19 protein-coding genes are annotated in these 12,673 nt (G+C 27.8%); all 19 read left to right on the forward strand.

The window, feature by feature from the left end; translation table 11 throughout:
- Positions 1 to 117 precede the first annotated feature (117 nt).
- The 19 genes from BFN48_RS06665 to BFN48_RS06745 all read left to right on the forward strand — a co-directional run bounded on the left by BFN48_RS06665 (position 118) and on the right by BFN48_RS06745 (position 12,601).
- Complete coding sequence (locus BFN48_RS06665) at positions 118 to 636, forward strand: DUF6199 family natural product biosynthesis protein (protein WP_069650123.1); 519 nt, start codon at positions 118 to 120, stop codon at positions 634 to 636.
- Positions 637 to 764: 128 nt separating this feature from the next.
- The gene (locus BFN48_RS06670; protein WP_069650124.1) at positions 765 to 1,919 is read left to right on the forward strand and encodes a DUF362 domain-containing protein; all 1,155 of its coding nucleotides are present in this window, start codon (positions 765 to 767) and stop codon (positions 1,917 to 1,919) included.
- A gap of 378 nt (positions 1,920 to 2,297) precedes the next feature.
- Entirely contained in the window at positions 2,298 to 2,927 is a 630-nt protein-coding gene (locus BFN48_RS06675; RefSeq protein WP_069650125.1) for a class I SAM-dependent methyltransferase, read from the forward strand.
- 84 nt (positions 2,928 to 3,011) lie between these two features.
- The gene (locus BFN48_RS06680; RefSeq protein WP_069650126.1) at positions 3,012 to 3,617 is read left to right on the forward strand and encodes a GNAT family N-acetyltransferase; all 606 of its coding nucleotides are present in this window, start codon (positions 3,012 to 3,014) and stop codon (positions 3,615 to 3,617) included.
- A gap of 66 nt (positions 3,618 to 3,683) precedes the next feature.
- On the forward strand, positions 3,684 to 4,178 hold the full coding sequence (locus BFN48_RS06685; protein WP_069650127.1) for a GNAT family N-acetyltransferase: 495 nt from the start codon (positions 3,684 to 3,686) through the stop codon (positions 4,176 to 4,178).
- A gap of 68 nt (positions 4,179 to 4,246) precedes the next feature.
- Entirely contained in the window at positions 4,247 to 4,783 is a 537-nt protein-coding gene (locus BFN48_RS06690) for a 2'-5' RNA ligase family protein (RefSeq protein WP_242863234.1), read from the forward strand.
- Positions 4,784 to 4,841: 58 nt separating this feature from the next.
- Positions 4,842 to 5,141, forward strand: a complete 300-nt coding sequence (locus tag BFN48_RS06695; protein ID WP_069650129.1) for a hypothetical protein — start codon at positions 4,842 to 4,844, stop codon at positions 5,139 to 5,141.
- A 131-nt stretch (positions 5,142 to 5,272) separates the two neighbouring features.
- Entirely contained in the window at positions 5,273 to 5,875 is a 603-nt protein-coding gene (locus BFN48_RS06700) for a PHP-associated domain-containing protein (protein ID WP_069650130.1), read from the forward strand.
- Between the two features lie 157 nt (positions 5,876 to 6,032).
- Entirely contained in the window at positions 6,033 to 6,188 is a 156-nt protein-coding gene (locus BFN48_RS12445) for a hypothetical protein (protein WP_176718841.1), read from the forward strand.
- A 57-nt stretch (positions 6,189 to 6,245) separates the two neighbouring features.
- Positions 6,246 to 6,917, forward strand: coding sequence for a hypothetical protein (locus tag BFN48_RS06705; protein ID WP_069650131.1), 672 nt, complete (start codon positions 6,246 to 6,248; stop codon positions 6,915 to 6,917).
- Between the two features lie 39 nt (positions 6,918 to 6,956).
- Entirely contained in the window at positions 6,957 to 7,148 is a 192-nt protein-coding gene (locus BFN48_RS06710; protein WP_069650132.1) for an HAD family hydrolase, read from the forward strand.
- Between the two features lie 169 nt (positions 7,149 to 7,317).
- The gene (locus tag BFN48_RS06715; protein WP_069650133.1) at positions 7,318 to 7,698 is read left to right on the forward strand and encodes a tautomerase family protein; all 381 of its coding nucleotides are present in this window, start codon (positions 7,318 to 7,320) and stop codon (positions 7,696 to 7,698) included.
- Positions 7,699 to 7,829: 131 nt separating this feature from the next.
- Positions 7,830 to 8,567: a class I SAM-dependent DNA methyltransferase gene (locus tag BFN48_RS06720; RefSeq protein WP_069650134.1), complete on the forward strand. Its 738-nt coding sequence runs from the start codon at positions 7,830 to 7,832 to the stop codon at positions 8,565 to 8,567.
- 103 nt (positions 8,568 to 8,670) lie between these two features.
- Positions 8,671 to 9,462, forward strand: coding sequence for a nucleotidyltransferase domain-containing protein (locus BFN48_RS06725; protein ID WP_069650135.1), 792 nt, complete (start codon positions 8,671 to 8,673; stop codon positions 9,460 to 9,462).
- Positions 9,463 to 9,620: 158 nt separating this feature from the next.
- Positions 9,621 to 9,953, forward strand: a complete 333-nt coding sequence (locus tag BFN48_RS06730; RefSeq protein WP_069650136.1) for a cupin domain-containing protein — start codon at positions 9,621 to 9,623, stop codon at positions 9,951 to 9,953.
- A 7-nt stretch (positions 9,954 to 9,960) separates the two neighbouring features.
- Positions 9,961 to 10,092, forward strand: a complete 132-nt coding sequence (locus tag BFN48_RS12790; protein WP_278287312.1) for a hypothetical protein — start codon at positions 9,961 to 9,963, stop codon at positions 10,090 to 10,092.
- A gap of 121 nt (positions 10,093 to 10,213) precedes the next feature.
- Positions 10,214 to 11,206 (forward strand): alpha/beta hydrolase family protein, encoded by a 993-nt coding sequence (locus tag BFN48_RS06735; protein WP_069650137.1) that lies wholly within the window; start codon positions 10,214 to 10,216, stop codon positions 11,204 to 11,206.
- Positions 11,207 to 11,223: 17 nt separating this feature from the next.
- The gene (locus BFN48_RS06740) at positions 11,224 to 12,063 is read left to right on the forward strand and encodes an EFR1 family ferrodoxin (protein ID WP_069650138.1); all 840 of its coding nucleotides are present in this window, start codon (positions 11,224 to 11,226) and stop codon (positions 12,061 to 12,063) included.
- A gap of 61 nt (positions 12,064 to 12,124) precedes the next feature.
- Complete coding sequence (locus BFN48_RS06745) at positions 12,125 to 12,601, forward strand: GNAT family N-acetyltransferase (protein ID WP_069650139.1); 477 nt, start codon at positions 12,125 to 12,127, stop codon at positions 12,599 to 12,601.
- Positions 12,602 to 12,673 lie beyond the last annotated feature (72 nt).

Below are 12,673 nucleotides of genomic sequence, written 5' to 3' on the forward strand. Positions count from 1 at the left end.
TAAATATTGGAGGTAAGATATGCAAAATAGTATTTCAATATAGATTTGTGTATATTTAACATAAAATGCATATGGTTCTCGACCCAAAAAAATCATTACAGTTAAAGGGAGGACATTATGAAGAATATTATAAATTTTTTACGTAGTTTTGCTTTGTTATTTGTTTTTCTAATTTTTTTCAATACGATTATTTTTGCGATTGATGATTACAAAAGTATTAAATTACCTAGTGGAGAAATAGTTAAAATATCACGTGAGGAACATAAAACTGGATACAGATATGATATAGTTTTTTCAGACGGAAACACTTATTTTTATGAAGTTTATGGGAATCTAAGTACTGGAGGAGGTTCACCTAATCTTACCGGTGAACAAATGATTCATGCACAAGAAGCAATTAAGTTATACGAGCAAAAATATGGGTTACCGAAATCAGAGAAGAATGAATCATCAAGGAATCTTTTAGGTTTATTATTTATTGCTTTAGGTATTATTGGTATATTATCACCTAAAATTAGTTGGTATTTAAGTATTGGATGGAAACTAAAAGAAGCTGAACCAAGTAAAATTGCATTAGTGATTAATAGGATACTTGGTGTAATTCTATTCGTTGTAGGAATAATAACACTCTTTTGATTTATTATGTTTCTAAAAATATAAAGTAATATAGAATGATTTAGAAGTACATTAATTTAAGAAAAAACGTTATTAAAGAAATAAAAAATGTTGTATTAGAAAAATTTTAAATTTTAGGAGGCTAACTAATGAAGAAGGAAAAAGTTTCTTTAGTTGAATGTAGAACATATGATTATGAACTTGTTAAGAAATCAATAATTAAAAGCTTTGAAAATTTAGGTGGTATTGATAAATACATAAATAAAGGTGAAACAGTATTATTAAAATTAAATCTATTGATGAAGAAAAAACCAGAAGAAGCAACCACTACTCATCCAGTCTTCACAAAAGTTTTAGCAGAAGTGCTAATAGAATATGGAGCAAATGTTTTAATTGGAGATAGTCCAGGAGGACCTTTTAATTCAAGAGCATTAAGAGGTATCTATAAAGCTTGTGGGATAGAAGCTATAGCAAATGAAGTAAATGCTAAACTAAACTATAATACTAATGTTATGGAAGTGAAAAATGTTCAAGGCAGGATATTAAAAGGCTTAACAGTGACAGAAATGTTAAAAGATGTAGATAAAGTAATATCAGTTTCAAAATTAAAGACTCATGGAATGGCAATGTTTACTGGGGCAGTAAAGAATATGTTTGGAATTATACCTGGAGTTTTAAAAGCAGAATATCATTTAAAAATGCCAAATATAAAGGATTTTTCTGATGCTTTAGTTGATATTTGTTTATATTCAGATCCGATTTTATCTTTTATGGATGGAATTGTAGGAATGGAAGGGGATGGTCCTTCTGCTGGTGATCCTAGAGAAGTAGGAGTTATAATTTCATCAACAAGCCCTTATCATTTAGATGTAGTTGCTACTTCGATAATAAATTTAGAGCCAACTAAAGTTCCAACTATCCAAAGATGTGTTGAAAGAGGTATTTGTAAAGGTAATTTTGATGATATTGAATTAGTTGGAGAAAGGATTGAAAAATTTAGGATAGATGATTTTAGAATACCAGAAATCAAAAGTGTGAATATGGTAAGTGATAAAACTCCTAAATTCTTAAGAAACTTCATAAATGCTTGGTTAAGACCAAAACCTGTATTTATTCATGAAGACTGTGTTAGCTGTGGTGTTTGTGAAGAAAATTGCCCACCACAGGTTATTGCTATGGAAAAAGGTAAGCCTATAGCAAATTTAGACGAGTGTATTAGATGTTTTTGCTGTCAAGAACTATGTCCTAAAAAAGCAGTAAAAATTCATAGACCTTGGTTATTAGACAAACTTTCAAAGTTGTAGTATATGGTATTTGGATGCTTATAGCTTTAGATACTCATTTACTGTTTTTGGATGAATTAAAAGAGTTTTAAATATAGGTTGGTAAAAGGAAATATTGAGGCATGGAGAATATATTTTGAAAGATATTCTCAATGTCTTTTATTTTTTTATACTGTTTTTTATAATTCATAGGAAATTATATACCTTATTAAATTGAAGATTTTGTTCAAAATAACGGAAATTAAAATGAAATCTTGGAGGAATTTTCTATTAAATGAAGAAATTAAAAGGAATATTATTAATTCAAAATAGTTTTAATATTTTAAAACATAAAATTTAGTAAATAAAACTTAGTAACAATTATTTCAAACTAAAATTTTTATAGAAAGGAAGTTTGAAATGAATGGTTGGGAAAAAGCATATCAGAAAAAACATTCTGGAGAAATAAAACCTCATCCAGACCTTGTAAATGCTGAAAAACTCTTTAAAAAAAATAAAGTTAAAAAAGTATTAGATCTCGGATGTGGTGATGGACGACATTTGGTTTTTTTATCAAGAAAAGATTATAAGGTATATGGGTTAGATTATTCTAAGACTGCTTTAGAAAGATCAAAAAAATGGCTTACTAATTGTGGATTAGAAGCTGAAGAATTAATAGAAGCAGACTTTACAGATTTATCATGGAATGACTGTTTCTTTGATGCAGTAATTTCAACGCAGGTACTAGGTCATGGAAGAATAGAGAAAATAAAAAGAGCATTTTATGAGATATATCGCGTATTAAAATCTGGAGGTTATCTATTTATAACTGTACCAAAATATCCTCCTTTGAAAAATTGGAAAGATGGAAAATATAAAGAAATTGAAAATAAGACATATGTTCCACTTGAAGGTCATGAAGAAGGAATTGTGCATTATTTTTTTGAAGAAAGAGACCTAAGAGATATTCTTTCAGGATATGATATTTTAGATTTTAAAAAAGATGAAGCAACATATAAACATTATAGTGTGTTAGCAAGAAAAAGATAGAAACGGTATTTTGTTGTATTTACAGGCTATATTACAAGTCATGGAGCAATAGTCATTAAAGTAAATTAGAGGGGGGTTGTTGTCATGTTAGATAAAGTTATCATAAGGGAATACAAAAATTCTGATGAATTAAATTGGTTAGATGTTCATGCAAGTGTAATGGTTGATTCGTATGCATGGTGGATTGTTATTCATAAAAAGCCGACATATAAAAAAGAAGTAGTAGATTTAGTTGCAGTTATTGAAGATAAAATCATAGGATTTATAACAATAGAAATCAATTCAGACATTATCGATATTGTAAAAGGTGATTATGGATTTGTATGGGAATTTGGAGTACATAGAAATTATAGAGGAAATGGAATTGGTAAAAGATTGATTAATAAGGCACATGAAATTATGAATGATAGATATGGAATAAACAAAAGTATATGGTACTCACAAGATGAAAAAGCTCAAAGATATTATGAAAAGTTAGGAATGAGAGAAATAGAAAGGCATTGGCAATTTAGTGTTTATCCTACAGAAGCACAAAAGAAGTTGTTTGAAAAAGATAAATTTAACTGTTGGGCAATGCGAGGTTCATGTAATATTGAAGACTTCGAAGAAGTAAAACAAAAATTTAGAGTAATTGAGGAGGATGATGCACTAAAACCAAGAATTTGTATAGGATATGAGTATATATTGTAGAAATATTTTCTGGCTTGCAGTTGAATATGTTTATAAATAGTTGTAAATGAGGGGAGAAGAATTACTATGATATTTGAAACTTCAAATACATATGTATCTTTAATAGAAGAAGTAGATTTAAATAGAATACTTGAAATATATAATTCAAATAAAGATTTTTTGTTATCACATATGGATAAAGAATCAGTAGATATTGAATGGATTAGAAATGAATTAGATAATATGAGAAGTATTGGCTTTAATTCTTATAAGATTATTGAAAAAAGGTTTAATAGAACTATAGGTTTTGTCGAGTTTACAGCAAACAAAGAAAGTTATTTGTCCTTACTAATGATACATAGCGATTTTAAAGGTAATGGATATGGAAAAGAAGTTTTTTATGGATTAGAAAATTACTTGAAAGAAAATTTTTCTGATTCGATAAGAATTGATGTAGTAACAGATTTTGACTCGAGAGTTTTCAAATTTTGGAGTAAACTAGGTTTTCAAGTGCAAGAAAATATTATATTAAATTGGGCAGATAAAGAATTATCAGCTATTGTAATGAAAAAGCATTTGTAAATAATTTCATTTTATTATCTTTTTGGTTGGTAAAATAATAGTAATGAAAATAGAGTACTCTATTTAAGGTGAGTTTAGATGAAAGAAAGGAAGAAAAAATGATGAAAAGGTCAATAATTATTTTTCCTAAATTTAGAAATCTAGAAAAAATTGAAGAAATAAGAAAAAAATATGATCCACTTTATAATTGTATTAAACCACACATTACTGTTGTTTTTCCATTTGAAAGCAACATAAAAACAGAAGAACTTGAAAAACATGTTAAACAAGCATTGAAGGGTATAAAGCCATTTAAGATTAGGTTAAAAGGAATAACAGGAACAACTGATAATTATTTATTTTTAAATATAAAGGAAGGAAATGATAAAATAATTGAAATACATGACAAATTATATACAGGCATATTGGAGAAGTTTTTATATAGGAAAATTACATATATTCCTCATATTACTGTTGGGAAAGTAGAAGATGTTGAAGAATTTGAAATTGTACTTGAAGAAACAGAAAAAATACAAGATACTTTTGAAACAGTTGTGGAAGAAATATGTGTTGAATTGATAGATGAAAATGATAAGTCAAATATAGAGTTTACTGTTAAGTTGTAGATATATCTTTTTATGACAAAGATATGTGTGTATAAGTATGTGAAGGAGTGTGATAGTATTGTCTTATTGGGATAAATTTAAATTGCGTGAATTTGAAAATATAGATATTGCTAATAGAAAAGCAGATGAAATGCGCAACAAACTAATTAAAAATAAATTCGAAGCAGAACGTAGACCGTTGAAGTTAATAATTATAGGAATAAGTTCTATTATTGCATGGATAGTAGTTCCGGATTTATTAAATAACCCTTCAGTAAATAACATTATAAAATTATTATTATCTGGAGCTTTAATATTTGCATCCTTAGGAGTAATAGCTTTGCCCTATGGGGTATACAAACTGATTAAAAAGAAGTGAATTGGATAGTAGTTTTTGTTTGTAGTTAAGTAAATAAATAGGGTAGTGAAAAATGAGAAAATCTAAATTAGAAGAAAACTTCAATGTTATAATAGTGAAACTAGTAATATTGCAAAATCTAGGAGGCATTTATGATAATTGATTTACATAATCATTGTGAATTATCGAAAAATACTAATTTAAAAATAATTGATTATATTGAGAAAGCTAAAATTCTAGGCGTTTCAGTAGCAATTACTGAACATAATCACTTATATAATAGAAAAGGAGAAATTGATGGAGTGTCTATATACGCAGGAATAGAGATACTTAATGATTATGGCGATTTTATAGTATTTGGTGCACCTGAAGATTGTGTAAAACGAAGAAATAATATGATCGAACTTATAGAGTATATTCATAAATTTGGTGGAGTTATTATTGCAGCTCATCCATTCTCAGGATATGGGGTTTGTAAAGTTAATGAAAGAAAAATTGCAAATGAAATTATTGAATTAGTAGATGCAATAGAGGTATATAATGGAAAAGAAGAACGTGAGTTTTGGATACAAGCAGAAAAGTTAGCAAGAATTCACAAAAAACCATGTACAGGTGGTAGCGACGCTCATAATATTAATGATTTGTTTAAGGTTGGCACACAATTTGTTGATAGAATTGAGAGTATAAATGATTTAGTTAAAGCAATAAAAAGTGGGCGATGTGAGCCAGTATTAATAAATAATAGATCTATTTGAGGTAAATTTTCAAGTTCTGAAATAACTTCATAAGCTTTTTTTTAAAGCAGAATAAGGTCTTAAGAAATTGAAATAAGCTATAAACAAGGTAATAAAAACTACAGAACCTTTATTTGATTGAAAACCATAACTAGGGACGATAATAGGGGAGTGAAAAATGAGAAAATCAAAAATTAAAGTTTTTATATTTTTTATATTAATAATAAGCATTATTTTTTATGGCTGTTATGTAAATGAAGGAGTTAATGCAAAAAAAGATAAAAATACAAATGGTACAGATGACTATAAATTAAATATTGAAGATATAAAGTAGAATTACTCAGAAGAGGAAAAAATATTAAATATCGTAAAGATAAACGAAGATTATGTATTGGTTGAATCACAAAGAGAAACTTATTCAAATAAATTTGTATTATATAATTTAAAAACTGGTGATAGAGATATTATGCCGACTGGGATTGAATTTGTGAAATTAGAGAAGGTAGAGAATGAGAACTATATTGTTTTCTTATCGAGTGGAAAAAATAGTGAATGTGTTTTCAGAAAGTTTCCATATTATATAAGATGCATTAGGATAAAAAATGATATAGAGAGTACTAATGATTTTATAGCGCTAGAAGAGGATAAATACTTTAAGATAAATGAAACCATTTCAGCTGGAAGCAAAAATTGTTGTAGCCTTTCAGATATTATAGTAACTTTAGATGGTTTACAGGTATTATTTGAACCAATACCAGGACAAGAAGCTTTATTTTATGCAGCAGATACAGATATTCCTGAAACAATTATATATTATGATGAGGATAAAAAGCAAATGTTGATTGAAATGAAGGATACGCAGATAGGTAATAGTTTAAAAGAAATTAAAGAAATATCAACCAAAAAAAATAGATATATAAATTCGTTGAGAATTACTGAAAAGGAAAAGAATATTCAATTAATAGTAAACATTGAAGATTTTACAGAAGAATATATAGCAAAGATTAAGAAGATTCCTAGTGGATTACCGTTTTTTGAAATTAGATTTAGAAGTAAAAGGTGATAGTTGTTATTGATTTTGTATATTGATGGGGGTTTGATTATGAAAGTAGCTTTTTTAGATAGAGATGGAACAATAATAGAGGATTATGAAGATGAAAAATGGAAATATGTAAAAGACCCCGTATTTATAAAAGGGGCAATCAAGGCTCTTAAGGTCATGAAAGAAAAAGGATATGAGATTATTATAATAACTAACCAGTATTCTTTTTCTCATTATGCGATATTCAATTAGGTCAAAAATTAGGGATAAAAACATTTGGAATAAATATAGAAGTTGAAGGAAGAAATACAGTAAAAATTAGTTCTTTAAAAGATGTGATAAGATATTTGGAATAAGTGTTATAGTCTATCATATAAACGATTATAAAATAAAGATTAATTTATTTTGGAGTGATGAATATATGCCACAGGTTAAAATTCATATATCCTCATCTATTGAATTTGAAAACAAGTCATTATTAGTTAAAGAAATTCGTGAATCTATACCACAAGTATTAGGAATAAGTCAAAATATTGGACAAGTAATGTTGTATGAAAGTCCTAAAGAATGCAGAAGTATTCATGAAAGTAGAGATATTAATTTTGTTTTTGTTGAAACGACAATGTATCCTGGAAGAAGTAAAAAAATGAAAGAAAAATTAATGCAAAGATTTATTTTTCTTATACATAAATACACAGGAGTTGATAAAAAAGATATAATCTGTGTTATTAATGAAATACCACCAGAAAATTATTATGGTGGTACGTCTCACAAATATATTGAAGATTTTGAGAATAGTTGAGGAGCAAAGCATTCGGGGAAAATATATGCAGGATATGCTGATATTACAAATATAGAAGTAAATTTTCTTTGTAAATATAAGAATATTTAGTAAAATATATTAATAAAATTAGGTTTTAGGGGGTAGTGAGGATGTACGACAAGATAGCAAAGTTTTATGATAAATTGGGATGGAAGAATTATTCAGAAAGATTATGGAAATATATGTTTAGTTATTTTAAGGAAATAAATTTTAATCCTAGAACTCATTTAGATATTGCGTGTGGTACAGGAATATTGTGCATTAATGCAATGGAAGCTGGTATTAAATCAGAAGGATTAGATATATCAATACATATGATTAGAAAAGCTATTGAAAATGCAAAAGATAAAAATATGGATATTAATTTTATCCAAGAAGATATGAGAAGTTTTGAAATGAATAAGAAATATGACCTAATTACTTGTACATATGATGCAATAAACCATTTACTTACACTAGACGAGTGGTTAATGACATTTTCAAATGTTAAAAAACATCTTAATTATGGAGGAATTTTTATATTTGACTGTAATACATTGAGGGCTTTAAGAGAAAAATGGAACGGATTTCATATGCAGAAAGATAGTAATGGTAACTATATTATACAAAAGGCGATATTTTATGAGGATAAAGGACAAGCAAGTGCAACATTTACCGTATTTACAAAGGAAGATAGGGGGTTATATGATGGGTTTGAAGAGACATTTACCGAAGCTGCTTTTTATTCTAAAGATATAATTGATGCATTAAATAAAGCTGGTTTTACTGAAGTTAGTATTACAAATATGGAATTTAAAATGTTAGATGACCCAGATGGAGAATATAGAAATGTGTATGTATGCAAATAAAACTAAGGTCAAAACAAAGTCAGAGAGAATTATGTGTAAGATTAAATAATTAATTGAGAGAAAAAATATATAGTACTGTATTCTTTTAGAAAGGATGAAATAAATGTTTTCTGAATCAATAGCTGAGAGAATAAAAAAGATAGATAGAGAAGAATTAGAAGCAATTGCATTAATGGGTAGTTATGCACGAGGAGAAGCTTGTAAATATAGTGACATTGATATAGTATGTTTTTTAAAAGAAGGAAATGAAGGTAGATTACCTGATATAGAGATAGTTGATAGTAAATATCTTGTAATAAGTTATGTTACTAGAGAAGAAACAGATAAATGGTTTTGCGATCCTGAAAAAGCAACAGAATGCATTTCTGGACTAAGACAGTCAAAGGTAATATGGGACCCTAATGGATATCTTAGTTCATTGAAGAAAAGAGCAGAAGAATTTAAGTGGGACAGTTCACTTCAGGAAAAGGCAAATAATTATGCTAGTAGAGAACTTGTTTCATGGGTTGAGGAAGTACATAAAGCTCTTCAAGGTTTACTGTTTAATGATATAGGCAGGATGTTGAATGGTTTGTACGGGTTGACTTATGGACTATTTAAAGTTGTTCGAGTTCAAAAAGGTATATTATTAACAAGTGATAATTCTTTTTTTAAACAAGTAATCGACTATTTTGGAGAAGAATCTGAATTTGCTATTTTAGGTAAAGAAGCTTTTGGAATTGATAATACATTAGAAGTTCGGGAACGAGTAATATCAGGATTAAAACTATTTGATCTTATAACAGACATGCTTGTTGATATTTTGAATGATGATGATAAAGAGGCAATTTTGCTTGTAAAGGATGAAATTAGGAGAGAACTATGTAATAAACTAGAAAAATTAATGGATCAGTAAACAAAATTTTTGGTGTTGTTAGAAACAATATTAAACAGAATCATTAGTGTGCATGAGTTTGTATTACATAATACTGAATAGTAAGGTTCAGATTATTGGGGTTGGGAATTAAGTTAATTTCAAATTTTACAGTTGACAAGTAAGAAGGAGGAAGAGTAATGTTTGATGTATTTCCAAAAGAAATTTTGAATTTACCAGAAGCAGATATTCCTATAAAAGGTGTTAAAGCATATTTATTTCAAGGAGACAGTTATCAGATATTATTTATGAAGTTTAGTGAAGATGTTGAATTACCAGAGCATTCACATGGAAGCCAGTGGAGAATAGTTTTAGAAGGTAAAATTGAATTAGATATAGATGGAGAAAGAAAAACGTATGTAAAAGGAGATAGATATTATATTCCTAGTGGAGTGAAGCATTCAGGGAAGATATATGCGGGATATGCTGATATTACTTTTTTCGGCGAGAAGAATAGGTATAAGAAAAAGTAGAGTAAGATTGAGACTAATTTATGATAAATATTCAAATAAATATAAAGAATGGGGCAATTGGTTATATAAGAATATATATTTAGATGGAGGAAAGAGAAGTTTTAAAGAAAAGGTTAAGGCGTTAGACAATTTTATTTAATATTTTGTTAATATACTCTGGTATTATTAATAGATTGATTATGCATATTTACAATTTGATAGTGAATGTGCTGTGTAATATAATTTGTAATTCAAAAATTCAGTATTTAAAGGGGGATTATATGGATAGCAGAAAAAGAGAGTTAATGAAAATTTTAAAAATCCCAAAAGAGAGAAGATATACTGAATATGAAGTACTAGAAGAAAAGAAGTATGAAACTTATATCATAAGAAAAGTTAAGTATAAAGTATATGGTGAATATATTGAAGCATATATTTTAATTCCAAACAAAGAAGGTGTATTTCCTGGTATACTAGCAATACATCAAGATGGTGAAAGAAGACCTTATGAGTTTGGAAAAAGCGAAGTTGCTGGATTAGGGGGAGACAAAGAATTAGCATATGGATTAGAGCTCTGTTTGAGAGGATATGTTGTAATTTGTCCTGATAGATTTGGATTTGAAAGTAGAAGCTTAGCCAATTCAAAATATGCTGACATGTTTGAACATATAAAATTAGTAATCAAGATAGATTACAATGGAAAAGAAAGAGAAATAGATTTATCAGAAGATTTGTATAAGGGATATAAAGCAAACTATTGTTTAACACGAGGCAAGACTCAAATGGGGGTAGAATTGACTGAGCTTATGATAGCAATAGATATTTTAACAGGAATGCCTGAGGTAGATAGTGAAAGGATTGGAGTTATAGGTCATTCAGCAGGGGGGTTACTTGCAGTTTATTTAATGTATATTGATGAAAGAGTTAAAGTAGGATGCTCTTCTTCAGGAATAGCTTCTATAAAAAAGGATTTTTATCCAGATGAAGGTTTAAGAGCACTACAAGGATTTGGTAGTATTGCAGCCATTCCTGATATATTAGAATGGGGTGATATTGAAGATATACTGGAAGGATTAGCACCTAGACCTTTTATTGAATTATCATCTGATGTAGATAAAAAAGAGTATTTTAATAAAGCAATAAAAAAATATGAAGAAATGGGATGCAAAGAGTGTTTAGAATATGATTATTATAATGCTGGAGTACATATTTTTAGAAAAGATAAAAGAGAAAAGTGCTACAAATTTATAGATAAATGGTTAAAACAACAATAATCTGGGGGGAGTGAAGTTTGAAAGTATTAATACTATATTTTAGTGCTACAGGTAATACATATTTTATTGCGAATTTAATATACGAGAAATTTAAAGTAAATGGTTTTGAGGTTGAATTAGAATCAGTAGAAACTTTTTCTCCAGGTGATGTAGAAAAATATGATATTCTTATATTCGGTTTTCCTGTTTATGCTTTTGATATACCATTATTTTTGCAGAGTTATATAAATAATCTTTCACTTCCAAAGACTCGAGGTGTTATTTTATTTTCTACGATGGGGTTATATGGAGGTAATTCTTCGAGGAAAACATCTAAAAGATTTATAAAAAAAGGTTTTGTTCCATTAGGTTGTGAAGAATTTAAAATGCCAGGATCAGATGGGTTGGCTTTCATGAAGAAAGATTCAAAATTTGTTAAAAAAGTATTATCAAAAAATTATTCTGAATCTAGAAAAATTAAAGAATCAATAAACAAGATTTTTGATATTGTTAATAGTAATAATTTATCAGATGGATCACAAGAAAGAAATGCAGTAATACCGAGACTTAAAATAAGTGGATTAATTTTAGATGTTTTTATGAGATTATTTTTTAATCATGTTGAAAAAAAGATGAAAGGTAAATTTTGGGTTGATGATAGATGCACAAAATGTGGACTATGCAAAGAAATTTGTCCAGCAAAGAACATAAAAATAAGTGATGGCAGAGTTGAATTTTTGGATAAATGTTACTTATGTATGAGATGTGTCCATCAATGCCCAACTGAGGCTATTCAGATTGGAAAATCGACAGTAGATAAATTCAGATGGAAAGGTCCAGATATGCAATATAATCCGTATAAAATATTAAATAAGTAAAATTCTTAAATACTTTTTTCTATCCTCTAAACAATTTAAATTAAAAATAGGGGGAAAAATAATGTTTGAATTTAGAGAAATAGATGAAAAAATACGAAAAAAGGTATGCGATTTTATTGCAGAAAATTGGGGTTCACCAATTATAGTTTCCAGAGGTAAAAAACATTTTATTGATAAATTACCAGGATATCTGGTAATGAGAGAAAATGATATTATAGGACTTATTACCTATAATATAGTTAATGATGAATGTGAAATTGTTTCTTTAGATAGCAAACAAGAAAATTTGGGTATAGGAAGTAAATTAATTAACTTAGTAGTAGATAAAGCAAAAAAGAACAATTGTAGACGAGTATGGTTAATTACAACAAATGATAATACTAAAGCGATAAGATTTTATCAAAAGAGAGGATTTAACATGAAAGCACTTCATTTAAATGCAGTAGTTAAGTCAAGAAAAATAAAGCCCGAAATACCATTGTATGGCTTTGATAATATACCAATACTGCATGAAATTGAATTTGAAAAGATATTATAGTGGTTATTTGAATAAAACAAAATCTTCAACTTGAATAAATTAAGGAAGATTTTGCCTATATCCGTAAACAGA

Source organism: Caloranaerobacter ferrireducens (assembly GCF_001730685.1).
Taxonomy (GTDB): Bacteria; Bacillota; Clostridia; order Tissierellales; family Thermohalobacteraceae; genus Caloranaerobacter; species Caloranaerobacter ferrireducens.

What these genes read in the sequence shown, in the direction of transcription:
- BFN48_RS06665 (WP_069650123.1), top strand. Translation starts at nt 118, where the DNA reads ATGAAGAATATTATAAATTTTTTACGTAGTTTTGCTTTGTTATTTGTT.
- BFN48_RS06670 (WP_069650124.1), top strand. Translation starts at nt 765, where the DNA reads ATGAAGAAGGAAAAAGTTTCTTTAGTTGAATGTAGAACATATGATTAT.
- BFN48_RS06675 (WP_069650125.1), top strand. Translation starts at nt 2,298, where the DNA reads ATGAATGGTTGGGAAAAAGCATATCAGAAAAAACATTCTGGAGAAATA.
- BFN48_RS06680 (WP_069650126.1), top strand. Translation starts at nt 3,012, where the DNA reads ATGTTAGATAAAGTTATCATAAGGGAATACAAAAATTCTGATGAATTA.
- BFN48_RS06685 (WP_069650127.1), top strand. Translation starts at nt 3,684, where the DNA reads ATGATATTTGAAACTTCAAATACATATGTATCTTTAATAGAAGAAGTA.
- BFN48_RS06700 (WP_069650130.1), top strand. Translation starts at nt 5,273, where the DNA reads ATGATAATTGATTTACATAATCATTGTGAATTATCGAAAAATACTAAT.
- BFN48_RS12445 (WP_176718841.1), top strand. Translation starts at nt 6,033, where the DNA reads ATGAGAAAATCAAAAATTAAAGTTTTTATATTTTTTATATTAATAATA.
- BFN48_RS06710 (WP_069650132.1), top strand. Translation starts at nt 6,957, where the DNA reads ATGAAAGTAGCTTTTTTAGATAGAGATGGAACAATAATAGAGGATTAT.
- BFN48_RS06715 (WP_069650133.1), top strand. Translation starts at nt 7,318, where the DNA reads ATGCCACAGGTTAAAATTCATATATCCTCATCTATTGAATTTGAAAAC.
- BFN48_RS06720 (WP_069650134.1), top strand. Translation starts at nt 7,830, where the DNA reads ATGTACGACAAGATAGCAAAGTTTTATGATAAATTGGGATGGAAGAAT.
- BFN48_RS06725 (WP_069650135.1), top strand. Translation starts at nt 8,671, where the DNA reads ATGTTTTCTGAATCAATAGCTGAGAGAATAAAAAAGATAGATAGAGAA.
- BFN48_RS06730 (WP_069650136.1), top strand. Translation starts at nt 9,621, where the DNA reads ATGTTTGATGTATTTCCAAAAGAAATTTTGAATTTACCAGAAGCAGAT.
- BFN48_RS06735 (WP_069650137.1), top strand. Translation starts at nt 10,214, where the DNA reads ATGGATAGCAGAAAAAGAGAGTTAATGAAAATTTTAAAAATCCCAAAA.
- BFN48_RS06745 (WP_069650139.1), top strand. Translation starts at nt 12,125, where the DNA reads ATGTTTGAATTTAGAGAAATAGATGAAAAAATACGAAAAAAGGTATGC.